This is a genomic window from Clostridium sp. BSD2780061688st1 H5 (genome assembly GCF_005845155.1).
Lineage (GTDB): Bacteria > Bacillota > Clostridia > Lachnospirales > Lachnospiraceae > Claveliimonas > Claveliimonas intestinigallinarum.
In genome coordinates this window covers 1-16,677 of the sequence record NZ_SPGT01000021.1, presented here as the reverse complement: position 1 = coordinate 16,677, position 16,677 = coordinate 1, and the positions used below count along the sequence as shown (strand labels likewise).

14 protein-coding genes are annotated in these 16,677 nt (G+C 56.7%); 7 read left to right on the top strand and 7 right to left on the bottom strand.

Annotated elements, in window-relative coordinates; genetic code table 11:
- The first annotated feature begins 75 nt into the window (after positions 1-75).
- Genes FGQ86_RS12415 through FGQ86_RS12400 form a run of 4 tightly spaced genes read left to right on the top strand, consistent with a single transcriptional unit; the run spans position 76 to position 5,020 of the window.
- Positions 76-588 (top strand): helix-turn-helix domain-containing protein, encoded by a 513-nt coding sequence (locus FGQ86_RS12415; protein ID WP_138304347.1) that lies wholly within the window; start codon positions 76-78, stop codon positions 586-588.
- On the top strand, positions 554-2,293 hold the full coding sequence (locus FGQ86_RS12410) for an ABC transporter ATP-binding protein (protein ID WP_138304345.1): 1,740 nt from the start codon (positions 554-556) through the stop codon (positions 2,291-2,293). Before FGQ86_RS12415 ends, FGQ86_RS12410 begins: the two co-directional genes overlap by 35 nt.
- Before the next feature lie 29 nt (positions 2,294-2,322).
- Entirely contained in the window at positions 2,323-4,227 is a 1,905-nt protein-coding gene (locus FGQ86_RS12405) for an ABC transporter ATP-binding protein (protein ID WP_033124370.1), read from the top strand.
- A gap of 19 nt (positions 4,228-4,246) precedes the next feature.
- The gene (locus tag FGQ86_RS12400) at positions 4,247-5,020 is read left to right on the top strand and encodes an arginase family protein (RefSeq protein ID WP_243127265.1); all 774 of its coding nucleotides are present in this window, start codon (positions 4,247-4,249) and stop codon (positions 5,018-5,020) included.
- Here FGQ86_RS12400 and FGQ86_RS12395 read toward each other — a convergent pair.
- The 3 genes from FGQ86_RS12395 to FGQ86_RS12385 form a co-directional block, all read right to left on the bottom strand.
- The gene (locus FGQ86_RS12395) at positions 4,999-5,277 is read right to left on the bottom strand and encodes a type II toxin-antitoxin system HicB family antitoxin (protein ID WP_033124347.1); all 279 of its coding nucleotides are present in this window, start codon (positions 5,275-5,277) and stop codon (positions 4,999-5,001) included. The genes FGQ86_RS12400 and FGQ86_RS12395 overlap by 22 nt on opposite strands.
- A gap of 108 nt (positions 5,278-5,385) precedes the next feature.
- Positions 5,386-5,823: a cupin domain-containing protein gene (locus FGQ86_RS12390; protein ID WP_033124346.1), complete on the bottom strand. Its 438-nt coding sequence runs from the start codon at positions 5,821-5,823 to the stop codon at positions 5,386-5,388.
- Positions 5,824-5,836: 13 nt separating this feature from the next.
- Positions 5,837-6,145 (bottom strand): hypothetical protein, encoded by a 309-nt coding sequence (locus tag FGQ86_RS12385; protein ID WP_033124345.1) that lies wholly within the window; start codon positions 6,143-6,145, stop codon positions 5,837-5,839.
- A 242-nt stretch (positions 6,146-6,387) separates the two neighbouring features.
- Here FGQ86_RS12385 and FGQ86_RS12380 point away from each other — a divergent pair, with 242 nt between their 5' ends.
- Positions 6,388-7,278, top strand: coding sequence for a DUF362 domain-containing protein (locus FGQ86_RS12380; protein ID WP_138304343.1), 891 nt, complete (start codon positions 6,388-6,390; stop codon positions 7,276-7,278).
- A gap of 26 nt (positions 7,279-7,304) precedes the next feature.
- On the opposite strand, the gene FGQ86_RS12375 is transcribed toward FGQ86_RS12380, so the two are convergent.
- Positions 7,305-8,174 carry an AraC family transcriptional regulator gene (locus FGQ86_RS12375; protein ID WP_052083743.1) on the bottom strand — a complete coding sequence of 290 codons (870 nt, stop codon included), beginning with the start codon at positions 8,172-8,174 and terminating at the stop codon, positions 7,305-7,307.
- Positions 8,175-8,350: 176 nt separating this feature from the next.
- Here FGQ86_RS12375 and FGQ86_RS12370 point away from each other — a divergent pair, with 176 nt between their 5' ends.
- Both FGQ86_RS12370 and FGQ86_RS12365 read left to right on the top strand, forming a co-directional pair.
- Complete coding sequence (locus FGQ86_RS12370; RefSeq protein ID WP_033124344.1) at positions 8,351-10,342, top strand: PTS transporter subunit IIBCA; 1,992 nt, start codon at positions 8,351-8,353, stop codon at positions 10,340-10,342.
- 5 nt (positions 10,343-10,347) lie between these two features.
- Entirely contained in the window at positions 10,348-11,814 is a 1,467-nt protein-coding gene (locus FGQ86_RS12365) for a glycoside hydrolase family 32 protein (protein ID WP_033124343.1), read from the top strand.
- A gap of 354 nt (positions 11,815-12,168) precedes the next feature.
- Here FGQ86_RS12365 and FGQ86_RS12360 read toward each other — a convergent pair whose 3' ends face one another.
- The 3 genes from FGQ86_RS12360 to FGQ86_RS12350 all read right to left on the bottom strand — a co-directional run bounded on the left by FGQ86_RS12360 (position 12,169) and on the right by FGQ86_RS12350 (position 16,469).
- Positions 12,169-14,268 (bottom strand): sodium-translocating pyrophosphatase, encoded by a 2,100-nt coding sequence (locus tag FGQ86_RS12360; RefSeq protein WP_033124341.1) that lies wholly within the window; start codon positions 14,266-14,268, stop codon positions 12,169-12,171.
- Positions 14,269-14,424: 156 nt separating this feature from the next.
- Complete coding sequence (locus tag FGQ86_RS12355) at positions 14,425-15,741, bottom strand: M18 family aminopeptidase (protein ID WP_138304341.1); 1,317 nt, start codon at positions 15,739-15,741, stop codon at positions 14,425-14,427.
- 14 nt (positions 15,742-15,755) lie between these two features.
- On the bottom strand, positions 15,756-16,469 hold the full coding sequence (locus tag FGQ86_RS12350; protein WP_033124339.1) for an HAD family hydrolase: 714 nt from the start codon (positions 16,467-16,469) through the stop codon (positions 15,756-15,758).
- Positions 16,470-16,677 lie beyond the last annotated feature (208 nt).

The following is a 16,677-nucleotide window of genomic DNA, read 5'->3' as shown; positions in this document are numbered from 1 at the left end:
GGAAAAAGATAAGGCTGTGAACAGTTTTTACGCGAACAGTTCCACCCGGAAGCATACAGGAGGTGTTGATTAAAGATGACAGAAAAGTTCAGAACGGAAGAGCTGCTCTTTATGATGAAGAAGATCGGGCTGGATCTGACATCGCAGCTGGACGCTCATCTGGGTAATCCGGAGATGAGTGGAGTGCAGGCGTACTTTATGGTCTACATCCTGCGGCATCACCCGGAGGGCACTTACCTCACAGAGCTGTGCCACGAGATCGGATTATCCAAGTCGACGCTTTCCACCCTGCTCAAGAAGATGAGAAAGACAGGCTACATTCTCTTCCAGGAGGATCCGGCTGACATTCGGAAGAAAAAGATCCTTCCCACAGAAAAGCTCATGGAAGAAGGCGCCAAGCTCCTTCAGAGGGCCGGCGAGATGGAGACCGAGATCTGCAGCGTGCTGGAGCAGCGGGAGAAGGAGCAGCTGTGGAAGCTGGAGAGGAAGCTTCTGGTGCATCTGACGGAAATGGAACACAGCCAATCGAAAAAAGACAGGAGGTTAACTTACAGTGAGAAAAGTATTACAGCAGCTGGGACAGTATAAGCGGGACACCTTTCTATGTATAGGCCTCACCGCTCTTGAAGTTATCATGGAAATCTTGATGCCCTTTGTCACCGCCATTATCATAGACAGAGGTCTGGAGGCCAGCAATCTGGGCGTCGTCTACCGCTACGGCGGCCTGATGGTCCTGATGGCGTTTCTGAGTCTGTTTTTCGGCGCCATGGCCGGAAAGAACGCGGCCAGCGCCTCCTCGGGACTGTCGGCCAATCTGCGTGAGGCGATCTACGCCAATATCCAGACATTTTCATTTTCAAATATCGACAAATTCAGCGTGCCGGGGCTTGTGACCCGTATGACCACAGATATCACCAATGTGCAGAACGCCTACATGATGGTGATCCGTGTGGCTGTCCGGGCTCCCCTGAACCTGATCTTCAGCTTTGCCATGTGCCTGATCATCAGCCCGCATTTGAGCGCCATGTTCTTGATCGCGGTTGTCTTCCTTCTGGTGGTCATCGGCTCCATCATGGTGGTTACGCTGAAGATCTTCAGACAGGTGTTCAGAAGGTACGATGACCTGAACGCCAGCGTCCAGGAAAATGTGACTGCCATCCGCGTTGTGAAGGCGTTTGTCCGTGAAGATTACGAGAATGTGAAATTCTCTAAGGCCTCAAAGATGCTCTACGACCTGTCCGTCAAGGCGGAGGGGCTCCTGGCCTTCAACAACCCGGCCATGATGGTGGCGGTTTACTTCTGCATCATCTCCGTGTCCTGGTTCGGAGCCAAATTTATCGTGGGCGGCTCCATGACAACCGGAGATCTGACCAGTCTGTTCAGCTATATCATGGCGCTCCTCATGAGCCTTATGATGCTCTCCATGGTGGTGGTCATGATCAGTATGTCCATGGCCAGTATCCGCCGTATCGGCGAGGTGCTGGACGAGAAGGCAGACCTGCACGACCCGGAGGATCCCGTCATGGAAGTGGAAGACGGGCGCATTGATTTCAACCACGTAAATTTCTCCTACAAGCACGGAAGCGGCAAGAACGCGCTCTCCGACATTGACCTTCACATCAAAAGCGGCGAGACCGTGGGCGTCATCGGGGGCACCGGCTCCGGAAAGAGCAGCCTGGTGAACCTGATCTGCCGTCTCTACGATGTGGACGAGGGCTCTGTCTGCGTGGGCGGCGTGGACGTCCGCCAGTACGACACAGAGGTTCTGAGAAATCAGGTGTCTGTCGTGCTCCAGAAGAACACCCTGTTCTCCGGCAGCATCCTGGACAATCTGCGCTGGGGCAACCCGGAGGCCACCGAGGAGGAGTGCATCGAGGCCTGCAAGGCAGCCTGCGCTGACGAGTTCATCGACAGGATGCCAAGAGGCTACCAGACAAAGATCGAGCGGGGCGGCTCCAATGTGTCCGGCGGACAGAAGCAGAGACTGTGTATCGCCAGAGCTCTCCTGAAGAAGCCCAAGGTGCTGATCCTGGACGACTCCACAAGTGCCGTGGACACAGCCACAGACGCCAGTATCCGGGAGGCATTTGCAAAGAAGATACCGGGCACCACAAAGATCATCATCGCCCAGAGGATTTCCAGCGTACAGTCCGCTGACCGCATCCTTGTGCTGGACGAGGGCAGGGTCGATGCCTTTGACACTCATGAAAATCTGCTGAAGAACAACGCCATCTACCAGGAGATCTACAGCTCCCAGATGGAGGGCGGCGGCGACTTCGACCAGCCGGCGTAAATCAGAAAGGAGGAAGAGGATCTATGTCTATGAATGAGAAAAAGAACGAGCAGCAGTCCCAGGCCAGGTCAGCCAGAGCGACAAAGCTGATCAGCAGGGTCATCCGGTACATGCTCCATTACTATAAAATTCCGTTTTTCATTGTCATTGTCTGTATTCTGCTCACTGCCATCGCGACAGTGGTGGGGGCCACATTCCCCCAGACGCTGGTGGATGACTATATCACGCCCATGCTGCAGAACGGGACGGACGATTTCAGTGGGCTGGCCTCTGACCTGTTCCGCCTGGCCTGCATCATGGCGGGCGGTGTGATCACGGCCTTTGCCTACAACCGCATTATGGTCAATGTGAGCCAGGGTACGATGCTCCATCTGAGGGATGACCTGTTCCGCAGGATGGAGTCCCTGCCCATCAAGTATTTTGACACCCACGCCCACGGCGACATCATGTCCGTGTACACAAACGATGTGGACACTCTGCGGCAGATGCTCAGCCAGAGCGTTCCACAGATCATTAACTCTGTGATCACCATGGCGGCCACCCTGGTCACCATGATCGTGCTGAACCCGGCCCTGACCGTGATCTCCATACTGACGGCCGCGGTCATGCTCTTTGTGACATCCAAGTTCTCACAGCTGTCCGGAAAATACTATGTCCGCCAGCAGATCGACCTGGGAGCCGTGGACGGATTCATCGAGGAGATGCTGGACGGCCAGAAGGTAGTCAAGGTGTTCTGCCACGAGCAGGCGGCCATGGAGGATTTCCACAAGGTCAATGAGAGGCTCCGGAACAGCGCCAACAAGGCCAACCGGTACGCCAACCTGCTGATGCCTGTGAACGCCAATATCGGCTGGATCAGCTACGCCCTGGTTGCCATCGTAGGCGCCATTTTGGGCATCAACGGCCTGGCCGGCGTCACCATCGGAACAGTGGTTACATTCGTGGGACTGAACAAGAGCTTTACCAACCCCATCACCCAGGTGAGCCAGCAGCTCAACTTCGTTGTCAACGCCGCAGCCGGCGCCCAGCGTGTCTTTGACCTGATGGATCAGGAGCCGGAGATGGACGAGGGCTATGTGGAGCTGGTCAACGCCAAGGAGGACGAGAACGGGCAGCTTACAGAGTCCGACGTGCGCACCAACCTGTGGGCGTGGAAGCACCCCCACAAGGCGGAGGGCACAGTCACCTACACAAGGCAGGAGGGCGGCGTTGTGTTTGACGATGTGGATTTCGGCTACACAGACGAGAAGATCGTTCTCCACAACATTAGCCTCTACGCGAAGCCGGGACAGAAGATTGCCTTTGTCGGAGCCACGGGAGCCGGCAAGACGACCATCACCAACCTGATCAACCGGTTCTACGACATTGCGGACGGAAAGATCCGCTACGACGGCATCAACATCAACAAGATCAAGAAGCCGGACCTGCGCCGGTCCCTGGGCATGGTGCTCCAGGACACCCACCTGTTCACCGGGACAGTCATGGACAACATCCGCTACGGAAAGCTGGACGCCACAGACGAGGAGTGTATCCGGGCAGCCAGGCTGGCCAATGCGGACGGATTTATCCGGCGTCTGCCGGACGGCTATGACACCATGCTCACCGGCGATGGCTCCAATCTGAGCCAGGGCCAGAGGCAGCTTCTGGCCATCGCCCGGGCGGCTGTGGCAGACCCGCCGGCCCTGATCCTGGATGAGGCCACATCCTCCATCGACACCCGAACCGAGAAGCTGGTGCAGGCAGGCATGGACGCCCTGATGAAGGGGCGGACCACCTTTGTCATCGCCCACAGGCTTTCCACGGTCAAGAACTCCGACTGCATCATGGTCATGGAGCAGGGGCGCATCATCGAGAGAGGAACCCACGACGAGCTGATCGAGAAGAAAGGAAAATACTACCAGCTCTACACGGGTAATTTTGCGGCCCAGGGCTAGGACAGAGGGAGGGAGTGATTTGGAAAAGACACAGAACCTGCTGCTTGATTTTACCCATATCTACCCGGAGGGAATTGAAAAAGAGGCAGACGATATCACAAGGATCGATATGAGCGACATCCGGGGGACGGACATGTACTGTTCCCCGGAGGCACAGGAGGAGATCCGGCGGCGCCTGCAGGGCTTTGGGCCGGAGGGCATTCATTTTCTGGACAATGGGAATTACCACTATGTGACAAAATTATTTGTGGAAAAGATCCGGATCCCTTTTTCCCTGGTGCTGTTCAACCATCACAGCGACATGCAGCAGCCCCTCATCCATGAGCTGACCAGCTGCGGAAGCTGGGCGGGCGAGCTGCTGTGGAAAAATCCGTATCTGAGACAGATGATACTCATCGGGCCGGATCCAAAGACAGTCCGGGAGCTTCCCGACAGGATGAGAAAGAAGGCCGTCTGCGTCAGCCTCCAGGAGGCCGGCGAGCAGACGGCTGAAAATGAGATAAAAAGGATCGACATGAGCCTCCCCGCCTACATTTCCATAGACAAGGATGTGCTGGACCGGTATGGAGCCAGGACAAACTGGAACCAGGGAGGCATGTCGGTCAGAACGCTGGAGAGGCTGCTCTCAGGCGTGTTCGCGAACCAGAAGGTGATCGGCGTGGATATATGCGGCGAGTGCAGCCTCCAGGAGCCCCTGCGGGAATTCCTGGAGGACAGCAGGATCAACCAGACGACAAACCGGAACCTGTACAGCTTCCTGTCCGGCCGGCTCTACTCGTCCCAGCCCTCGTAGAAGCGGATATTGACAGAGATGTTGCGGACGATATCGCCCTCCCCGACGGGGATGTCCTCCAGGTCGGAGACGCAGGGCATGTCCGGCTCCTCTTCCTCCAGTTCCACGGAGATCCAATTGCGGGCCGCCTCGTTGGCATTGTCGATGGCGTCGTCCAGGGTGTCGCCGACAGCCTCGCAGCACGCCAGGTCCGGGAAGGTCGCGTGGTACTTTCCGTCTTCCCTTTTGCGGAAGACAGCGGGATATATAAAATTCATGTGAGTAGTCTCCTTTCAACTGTGTTTCCCAATATTTTTTCAACACAGTTAAGTATAAGATAAATCCCGCTGTAAGGCAATCACCAAGTTATTTCCGTTTTGCTCAGTTTAGCCCAGGTTGGCGTATGTCTCGTCGTCCACCGGCTCCAGCCACTCGTTGCTTGTCTCTGTGCCGGGAGCCTCAAAGGCGATGTGGGAGAACCAGCTGTCAGCCTTGGCGCCGTGCCAGTGCTTGACCTCAGCCGGGATGACGATGACCGTGCCGGGCTCCAGGCTGACAGGTTCCTTGCCCTCCTCCTGATACCAGCCGCTGCCAGCTGTGCAGACGAGGATCTGTCCGCCGCCTGTCTTTGCGTGGTGGATGTGCCAGTTGTTGCGGCATCCCGGCTCAAATGTGACGTTGGCCAGGCCGACGCCGCACTCCTTTGGGTCAGTCAGCGGATTTAAATAGGAATTTCCGATAAAATACTGGGCGTAGGCGGTGTTTGCCTGACCCTGCCCGAATACATTCGCCTTGTCAAAAGTCTCTTTGTCCTGAATTTTCATGAAAAATGCCTCCTTAAATAGTTGTTTTTTTACTTTGCTTTTTGCGGATGCTGTAGCGGAGATAGTCCAGCTGGCTGAGCTGCTTTTCCTGGAAATGGATCTCATCGAGAAGTCTGCGCCGCTTCCGCTCAAGTATCCGGAGGCGCTGGCCATCGCTGTCCTCTTTTTCCAGCAGCTTCATGTAGGCTTCTATCTCGGCGCTCTCAAAGCCGATCTGGTGCAGGGTGATGAGCACGCTCAGACGCTCCGGGTCCGTGTTGTCATATTCCTGCAGGACTTTGAGGGGGATGCCGCAGCACCTGCTCACTTCATCAATGGTCATTTGACGCCTCCTTTCTGGATGTTTTCATTGTAGTATGGAGAAGGCGAGATGTCTAATGCTTATAATTTATCCTCTTCTATGCCTGGAAGGTATTCTTTTTCTGAATATCACATCTTCTTATCCCTGGATAAAATTTTGCCTGGAAAGAGCTTGACCTTAAGCTAACTTTAGGTGCTAGAATAAAAACAGAATACGGATGCCATCTCATGTGCGGACGGCAGGAAAGCGAGGGAAATGAGATCATGAAATCAAAAGTATATTTTACAAGAGAGATCACACCTGAGAAGGTGGTTGAAATGTACAATGCGCTGGGCGTGGAGCTTCCCGGAAAGGTGGCTGTGAAGGTTCACTCCGGGGAGAAGGGGAACCAGAATTTCCTCCGCCCTGAATTCTGGAAGCCTATGGTGGACAAGATCAAGGGAACCATTGTGGAGTGCAATACAGCCTACGGCGACGCGGCAGGCGGCGTGCGTGACAATACTCCCTCTCATCTTCAGCTGCTGGAGGAGCACGGCTGGACAAAATATTTTGACGTGGATCTGATGGACGCGGAGGGGCCGGATGTGGTATGGCCTGTTCCGGGCGGAAAGATCCTGAAGGAGAACAAGCTGGGGAAGCACATTGAGAACTACGACTCCATGCTTGTGCTGGCCCACTTCAAGGGACATCCCATGGGAGGCTACGGCGGAGCCCTCAAGCAGCTCGCCATCGGCTGTGCATCCCGGGCGGGCAAGGCGCTGATCCACTCTGCCGGAAAGACAGACGACCGGTTTGAGACATGGAAGCAGCACGCGTCCAGCGTTGTCTTCCCGGAGGCCATGGCGGACGCAGCCTCCAGTGTGGTGGATCATTTTGCTGGAAAGATCGCGTTCATCAATGTCATGAAAAATCTTTCTGTGGACTGTGACTGCTGCGTTGTGGCGGAGGATCCGTGCATGAAGGATATCGGCATCCTGGCCTCCACAGACCCGGTGGCCATAGACCAGGCCTGCATTGATCTGGTCATGAACTCCGATGATCCGGGGCGCGACCACTTTATGGAGCGGGTGAACAGCCGCAATGGCATCCACACCATCGAGGCGGCCGCAGACCTGGGAGTTGGCTCCCGGGAGTACGAGCTGATCGAGCTGTAGTATTTTCGGTGCATTTTTTGCACCTTTCAGCGCTCTTTAGCGGGGGTCTGTGGGTCTGATGAAGGCGCAGGCTTCTCGCGGGTGCACTCCTGCCTGTATCGGATAGGGGTGCGCCCCTTTTTTTGCTTAAAAAGGCGGGAGAAATAGAGGGCGTCCTCGTACCCCACGGAACGGGCTATGTAGCTGACGGACAGGTCCGTGCTCTCCAGAAGGCTGCAGGCCCGGCGGAGCCTGAAGTCCAGCAGGTACTCCTGGGGTGAGACCCCGGTGATGGTCTTGAAGAGGCGGTACAGGTAGGTGCGCTCGATGTTCAGGTGGTCAGCGATGACCTGGATGTTGACATCCCCGTCGTAATTGTTTTCAATATACCGGAGGGCCTCCTCCACGTAGGAGATCTTCTTCTCCTTCGGGGGAATGTAGGTCCGGGGAAATTTGCTGGCCAGCAGGTACAGGTACTCGTACATGACGCTGTTCATCATCAGATCCCGGTTGTGGGGCAGCTTGGAGGCCTCGAACATCTTTTCGTGGCAGAGCCGGACCCGGTCGTCCTTCCCGTAGTGGAAGCAGGGGGTGTCGAGGAGGGAGGTGCGCTTCAGGTACTGCTCCATCTTCACGCCCTGGAAGCCGATCCAGGTGTAGGTCCATGGATTGTATTTGTCCGCCTCGTAGTAGATCAGCTCGTTGGGGCAAATGAGGAAAGCGTCCCCCTCCGACAGGGGATAGATATGTCCGCCGGTCTTGTAGACGCCCTTCCCCTTCAGGATATAGTGGATCATGTAGCCGCTGCGCACGGCGGGGCCGTAGCTGTGGGAGGGCCGACACGTCTCGTAGCCGCAGGTGTAGATCATGGCGTCCAGGTTTCTGGAAAAGTCGTTGGAAAAAATGTAATCCTTCATAGAGCCTCCTTCTGTGGAAAGAACCAACAAAATAACATAGATATACAACATTTGTCTATATTATCTTTAGTATATCCAACTATAATCATAATTACAAGAACAAATGGAAGAGAGCTCTCGACAAGATGTTTGTTCGCGGAAACATACGCATGATACAGGGAATAGGAGGAATAGTAATGGATGCGGAAAAGAGACAGCGCTATGAGAAGATAGCGGAAGACATTGTCCGCCTTTGCGGCGGGCGCAGCAACATCCTGGGCATAGCCCACTGTGCCACCAGGCTGCGCCTCGTGCTGGAGGACAACGACAAGGCGGACACAAAGGCCATCGAGGAGGTGGACCTGGCAAAGGGTGTGTTTGTGGCGGGAGACCAGCTGCAGATCATCTTCGGAGCCGGCCTGGTCAACGATGTGTGCCAGGTACTGGCGGAGTACCTGCACATGGACAGCATGAGCCTGGGAGACCTGAAGACAAAGGCAAACAAGAGGATGAACCCTCTCCAGAGAGCGGTCAAGGCCCTATCGGATGTGTTTATCGAGATCATGCCGGGCATCCTGGCGGCGGCTCTTCTGACCGGTCTTTCCAGTGTGCTTGGAAATATTGAGTTTGTGCAGAACAACGACACGCTCTATGGCCTGTCCAGGCTGATCAATATTTCATCCGGCGCCATCTTCGGGTTCCTGCCCCTCTGCGTGGCCTACAGCACAGTGAAGCGGTTCGGCGGCCGGCCCATCATGGGACTTGTCATTGGCTGCATCATGCTGACCAACAGCCTGGCGGACGCCAGCGCGGCGGCCCAGGGGACAGTGGAGGTCACGACCCTGCACATTTTCGGACTGCCGGTGGAGCTCATCGGCTTCCAGGGCGGCATCATCGTGGCCCTGCTCATCGGCATCGTGACAGCCAAGCTGGACATTTTCTTTGAGCGGAAGATACCGGAGGTGATCCGTCTTCTCGTATCGCCCCTTCTGACCACCCTGGTCAGCTCGTTTTTGCTGTTCATGATCATCGGGCCCATCGGGCGGGGGCTGGCAAACGGGATTACGGCCGTGCTCGTGTGGATGACGGAAAATCTGGGCGTGATTGGCTACGCCGCCTTCTCCGGCGTGCAGCAGCTCATCGTCATCACCGGACTGCACCATGTGTTCGGTGCCATCGAGTCTCAGCTCCTGGTGGATACGGGAAGAAACTTCCTAAATCCCCTCATGTCTGTGGCCATCATCGCCCAGGGCGGCGCTGTCCTCGGCTATCTTGCGGGGCACTTTAAGGAGGCTAAGACGAGGGAGCTCTGTATACCCAGCTTTATCTCTGTACTGTTCGGCATCACCGAGCCGGCTCTCTTCGGTGTGAACCTGCGGTATCGCTACCCCATCATCGGCGGTTGCCTGGGCGGAGCAGTGGGCGGCGTGATCGTCTACGTCACAGACCTGGCAGCCCTCGGCTTCGGAACCACTGTGGTGCCCGGACTTGCCCTGGCGGACCCGGCCCACAACGGCTATATCAACTATATCATCGCCCACGTGGTGGCTCTGGCAGCGGGCTTCCTCTTCACCATACTCCTGAGCATAGGCTTCAGGGGAAAGGCAAACCAGGAACCCGCACGGACGGCACCGAAGGAGACGGCGCCTGGTGCAGCGGCATCGCCGGCGGAGGAGACATCTGCCCAGCAGGTATCCGGGCAGCCTGTATCCGACAAGGCGGCGGATTTCCCGGAGGAGATAAAGGCCTACGTGCCGGGCGAGCTGGTCGGCATTGAGAAGGTGAACGACCCCACCTTTGCCCAGAAGGTGTTGGGAGACGGGGTGGCTATCCTGCCTGCGGAGGGGAAGATCTACGCCCCTGCGGACAGCACAGTGGAGATGGTCATGGACACAAAGCACGCCATTGCCCTGCGGACGAAGGCCGGCAGCGGCTTTCTCATCCATGTGGGCATTGACACAGTCAATCTGGGAGGAAAATATTTCACCGCCCATGTGACCGAGGGACAGCAGGTGAAACAGGGCGACTATCTGCTGGACTTTGACATGGAGAAGATCAAAGCGGAGGGGTATGACACAGCCGCCTGCTTGATATTCACAGAGCCTGTGGAGGGCACCCAGCTGGTAAGAGACGCGGAAAGGACCGTGGCGGCAGGCGACAGGATCGCGGTTGTCGCTATGCAGGGATAATGACTATGAATGAAAAGACAAAGGAAATGATGGAAAAGGCCCGGGAGCAGGAGCAGTCTATGGAAGGGACAGTGAAGAGCTGTCCCTTCCGGACAAGATTTCACATCATGCCCCCGGTGGGCTGGATCAACGATCCCAACGGACTGTGCCAGTTCCAGGGCATCTTCCACGCCTATTTTCAGTATTCCCCTTTAAGCGTAAACGGCGGAGGCGGCTTCTGGGGCCACTGTGTGAGCCAGGATCTCCTCCACTGGGAGTACAAAGAGCCTGTCCTGACCACAGACATCCCGGAGGACGCAGGCGGCGTCTACTCCGGCTCCGCGCTGGTGGAGGATGGCAGGCTGTACCTCTTCTACACGGGAAACGTGAAGCTCCCCGGGGACTACGACTACATTGACGCGGGGAGGATTTCCACCCAGATCCTGGTGGAGAGCCCGGACGGACAGCACATGTCCCAAAAGGAGAAGGTCCTTGAGATGAAGGACTACCCGGCGGACATCACCCAGCATGTCCGGGATCCCAAGGTGTGGAAGGAGGAGGGCCGGTATCACATGGTGCTGGGCGCAAGGAGAAGAGCCTGGAAGGAAGACGGAGAGCGCCGGGACGAGGGGGGAGTCCTTGTCTACTCCTCGGCAGATATGCACAGCTGGTCGCTGGAGCGGGAGATCTTCCCGAAGCAGTATTTCGGCTACATGTGGGAGTGCCCGGACATCTTTTCCCTCGGAGAGGGGGAGGAAGAGAGGAAAATCCTCTCCTTCAGCCCACAGGGGCTGGCCCATGAAAAAGAGCGGTTCCAGAACAGATACCAGTCCGGATGGGGCTTCCTGTCCGGCGGCAGACCGGAGGAGACATTCACAGAGTGGGATATGGGATTTGACTTCTACGCGCCCCAGACCTTTCAGGCGGAGGACGGCAGACGCATTCTGATCGGCTGGGCCGGTGTCCCGGATACCCAGGAGGAGCACGCAAACCTGTCTGTAAAAAACGGCTGGCAGCACTGCCTCACCCTGCCAAGGGAGCTGACCCTTGAGAGGGGCCGGGTCATCCAGCGGCCGGTCCGGGAGATTTTTGGTCTCCCCTGGAGGAAAGAAGACCCAAGCGGCGGAGAGCCGTTTCGCTGGAGCAGCCGGGCAGTCCGGCTGGATATCAGGGACATTAGCGGCGGAAGCGCGGGAGTCCTCCTTGGGACACCCGGGAACGGACTTGCCATACAGGCGGACCGGGACACAGTGACACTATCCTATATAAATGAAGAGGGAGAGCCCTCCGCCTGCGGAGGCGGCCGTAAAGCCCGCACCGGGCGTCTGGAGGAACCTGTGGATCGGCTCCTCATCCTGGTGGACAGCTCCATCGCCGAGATCTTTGTCAACGGCGGTGAGATGGTGTTCACCACGAGGCTGTATCTTGAAAAGAAAGAGCGGGAGCTGAAGATTGAGGGCAGCGGCTCTGTCACCCTGGAGACTGTGGAGTGAAGGAAAATACAATGCAGGCAAGGAGATGGATGTTCCATGCAAAAGACAGCGCTTTGTATTTTCCTGTTCTCTATGTCCTCTCTTTCCCTGGCGGGAGTCAGGAGCAGGATATAGAGAAGGTGCAGCCCCGGGCTGAGGAGTCAGACACAGCAAGCGAGCCAGTTACTTTAGGCGAGGCGGCACCCACAGCGGGGAGTATGCGCAGCAGTACTTCTACAACGGCATGTGCTGGATCTGGAAATAAAAAATATTTTTCTCTTTAATCTTCCACTGGTATATTGATCTCACAGACAAGATAAGTGAAAGAGACATGAAAGAACCGGGCATTTCCGCCCGGTCTTTTTTTCGTCTCTGTCAGAATATATGATAGTTTACAACAAGCGCTGCAAACACGATGGAAACCATGGACAGCAGCTTGATGAGGATGTTGATGGAGGGCCCTGACGTATCCTTGAATGGATCGCCTACTGTGTCGCCCACTACAGCGGCCTTGTGCTGCTCGCTTCCCTTGCCGCCGTGCTTTCCGCTCTCAATGTACTTCTTGGCATTGTCCCAGGCGCCGCCCGCGTTCGCCATGAAGATGGCCATCAGGAAGCCGGTTGCCGTGGAGCCTGTGAGAAGGCCGATAACGCCGTTGTAGCCAAGGATCAGTCCCGTCACCACAGGGGTCACGATGGCCAGCAGAGTGGGGAGGATCATCTCGTGGAGGCTGGCCTTTGTGCAGATGTCCACGCATGTCTCGTAGTCCGCGTCAGCCTTCCCCTCCATCAGGCCCTTGATCTCCTTAAACTGGCGGCGCACCTCAACAACGATGCTCTGTGCCGCGCGGCCTACAGAGGACATGGTGAGTGCTGCGAAGACGAAGGGCAGGCAGGCGCCGATGAAGATGCCCACAAGAACGGTGGGGTTCATGACGCTCATGTCCAGAACCACATCGCTGCCGCCTACCTCCTGCACCTTCTCCACATAGGAGGCGATGAGAGCCAGGGCGGTGAGGGCAGCGCTTCCGATGGCGAAGCCCTTTCCTGTGGCGGCCGTCGTATTGCCCAGGGAGTCCAGGGCGTCGGTGCGCTGGCGCACGGTCTCCTCCAGACCTGCCATCTCGGCGATTCCTCCGGCGTTGTCAGCGATGGGACCGTAGGCGTCTGTGGCCAGCGTGATACCCAGCGTGGAGAGCATACCCACAGCTGCCAGGGCAATGCCGTAGAGGCCTCTTGTGGACTCGATAAAGCCGCCGGAGAAGGCGTAGGCAGCCATGACGCACACGGCGATAATGATGATGGGAACCGCGGTGGACAGCATGCCAAGGCTCAGCCCGCCGATGATGATGGTGGCGGAGCCGGTCTCGGATTTGTCTGCCAGGTTCTGGGTCGGTTTGTATGTATCAGATGTAAAGTACTCGGTAAAGAAGCCGATCAGCACGCCTGCCAGCAGTCCGCCCAGGATGGCGAAGTACACGCCGATGAACTCCCTTCCAAGGATAAACCATACAAGCGGGAAGGCGATGACCGCGATGATCAGGGCGCTCGTGTTGGTTCCGCGGCGCAGAGCCTTAAGAAGAGTGCTCTGGTCTGTGCTCTCCCCTGTCTTTACCAGCAGGGAGCCGATGATGGATGCCAGCACGCCCACAGCGGCCAGGACCATGGGGATTACCACGGCGTTGACGCTGTCCACAGAGGCCACCTTGTCAAAGGCGATGACGCCCAGGGAGCAGGCGGAGAGGATGGAGCCCACGTAGGACTCGTAGAGGTCAGCGCCCATGCCGGCTACGTCGCCCACATTGTCGCCCACGTTGTCCGCGATAACAGCCGGGTTTCTGGGATCATCCTCCGGGATGCCGGCCTCCACCTTTCCGACCAGGTCGGCGCCCACATCGGCTGCCTTGGTGTAAATGCCGCCGCCCACACGGGCGAACAGAGCCATGGAAGAAGCTCCCATTCCGAAGGTCAGCATAGTGCTTGTAAGGTCCTCCAGCGGAAGATGGAAGACGAGGCGGAGCAGAAGGTACCAGATGGAGATATCCAGAAGTCCCAGTCCCACCACCGTGAAGCCCATGACAGACCCGGCTGAGAAGGCCACATTCAGTCCCTTGTTCAGACTGCTCTGGCAGGCGGCCGCCGTCCGGGCGTTAGCCCTGGTGGCGATCTGCATGCCTACAAAGCCGGAGAGGCCGGAAAAAAATCCTCCTGTCACAAAGGCAAAGGGAACGAACCATGTCAGAAGTCCCAGAGCTGACATGACAAAGAGGATGACGAACATGACGACAAAAAAGCACACCAGGATCTTGTACTGGCGCCTTAAGTAGGCCATAGCCCCGTTGTGGATGGATGCGGAGATCTTTTTCATCTGGTCAGTGCCCTCAGAGAAGCCCAGGACTCTCTTCGCTCGGCTTGCCACAAAAAGAAGAGCAATGATCGATCCGCAAAGTGTCAGTAGTGCCAATTGATTGTCCATTTGATCTTTCCTCCATTCCTGTATTGAAAAAATAACGATTTGAGACCTATTATAGCACTTCTGTTGTGAAAAACCACTATTATTCAGTAAATAAATTGTGAATTTTTTGAATGATTTGTTAATAATAAAAAATGCCTGGAAAAACCAGGCATTTGATCAGATGATGTCGTATGAGCCGTCGCCCAGGCACCGGATACCGCACCGGAAAAATTCCTCCATGGCCCGGATCATATTGTCTGTGTCCGAGGCTCCGGCCGTCTCGAAGGGAGAGTGCATGGCGAGCTGGGCCAGGCCGATGTCCACTGTGTTCAGGGCTACCTGGACATTGGAAATGTTCCCCAGAGTGGAGCCTCCTGCCATGTCGGAGCGGTTCAGGAAGGTCTGGAAGGGAACTCCTGCCCGGCGGCAGATAGTCTTGAAGAGGGCGGCGGAGACAGCGTCCGTTGTATACCGCTGGTTTCCGTTGTACTTGATCACAATGCCCTGGTTCATGGCCGGACGGTTTACGGCGTCCGATCTCTCCGGCTGGTTGGGGTGCACCGCGTGGGCGTTGTCTGCCGACAGCATGAAGCTGGAGGAGAGCATGGCAAGATAGTCCTCCTCCGTTTTTCCGAGACAAAGGCAGATCCGCCGGAGGGTGTCCTTGAGAAAGGTGGAGGCGGCGCCCTGCTTTGTGCCGCTGCCTACCTCCTCGTTGTCCAGCACGCAGTGGACGGGGATAGAGGTGCTGCCGCTTTCCCTCTCCGTCTTTAGAAAGGCGGTCAGGGAGGCGAAGACGCACTGCAGGTCATCCAGTCTGGGAGCTGAGATGTACTCCCCTGCCGCGCCCCAGCAGATCCCCGGCATGCGGCAGTAGAGCAGCAGGTCATGGCCTGCGATCCGCTCCGGTACTGTCCCGGCAGCCTCCGCTACGCAGCGGAGGAAGGTGTCCTTCCGGGCAATGTCTCCGTAGAGGGGCAGCATGTCCTTCTGGGGATCCGGCTTGAAGCCGGCGTTGGCCTCCTTGTTCATGTGGATGGCCAGGTTGGGGATGAGGAGGAGATCCCGGTCTATGTTCACAAGTCTTGTCCGAAGCCTCCCGTCCTCCTCCACAAGGATGCGCCCCGCCACGGAGAGCGGCCGGTCCAGCCAGGGAGCCATCAGCATGCCGCCGTACCGCTCCACATTCAGGCGGACGTAGAGCCCGGCTGAGGGAAGCTCCGGCATCTCCTTGATCTTGAAGGAAGGGGAGTCGCTGTGGCTGGCGATGATGTGGAAGCTGTCCGGGGATCCCTCCGGAACACGGAAGACGATGAGGGAGGAGAGATTGCGGGTGACAAAATATTTTCCTCCCGGAGCCAGTGCCCAGGGGCGGCTCTCCTCCAGCTGCATGTAGCCCTCTTTTTGCAGAGCGGCCTTCATAGTGTCCACCGTGTGGAAGCTGGTGGGAGAGAGCCGGATGAATGAAAAGAGATTGTTGATTGTTGTCTGCAAAGCCGCACGCCTCCTTATCTCAGTTTTTCCAAATAGGAAATCAGATCCTCAAAGCCTCCCCGGGGATAGCCGGACAGATCCCGTCCCTCCTTGTTGATCAGGCAGTCCGTAAGAAGAAAGACCTTCATTCCCAGTGTTTCCGTGATCATGTCCTCTGATACATCGTTTCCCACCATCAGGCACTCCTGGGGACGCAGGCCACAGTGGGCGAGGATGTCCCTGTAGTAGTCCGGGTTGGGCTTGCAGTGGACGGAATTCTCATAGGTGGTGTAGTATTCGAAGTCCTCCGGCGAGACGCCGGCCCACCTCATCCGGCTCTCTGTGGCGATGGAGGGAAAGAGGGGATTAGTGGCCAGGACCCTGCGAAGTCCCAGCTCCCGGCAGAGTGCCACGGAGCGGGCCGCCAGCGGATTGTGGCCGCACACCTGTCTGGCCTCCTGAAATTCCACCTCATAAAACTCCTGGAAGACGGGGATGTCCTTTAGGGCTTTCTCACCGTAGACGCTGCTGAAGAAGTCCCAGAATACCTCCTCGTTGGTGGCTCTGCCGTCGTTTTGTACCATGGCGGCGGTGCCGCCCCACACGGCCTTGATCAGGCCCTCCGGGTCGTAGCCTCTGGGGGCCATCTTTTCAGCCAGCCTTTTGAAATATGATTTTACAAACAGATCCTGGTCCATGGGGAGCAAGGTCCCGTCCAGGTCAAATAAAACAGTCGTGATCTTTTCCATATGTATTCTCCTCGTCTCACAAAATGCGGGGCGGACGGGCGGCTGCCCTTTCCCGGGACTGTCCGCGTCCGGCCCCGCGGCAACAGATAAAGTATAGAATGAAAAAACAGTGATTGTCAACTATGCCGTTTTCTCCTCGTATAATAAGCCTGTACCCCAGATATACAGGGGTGGGATTATTCACTTTTAATGGTATAGAGGAGTCATC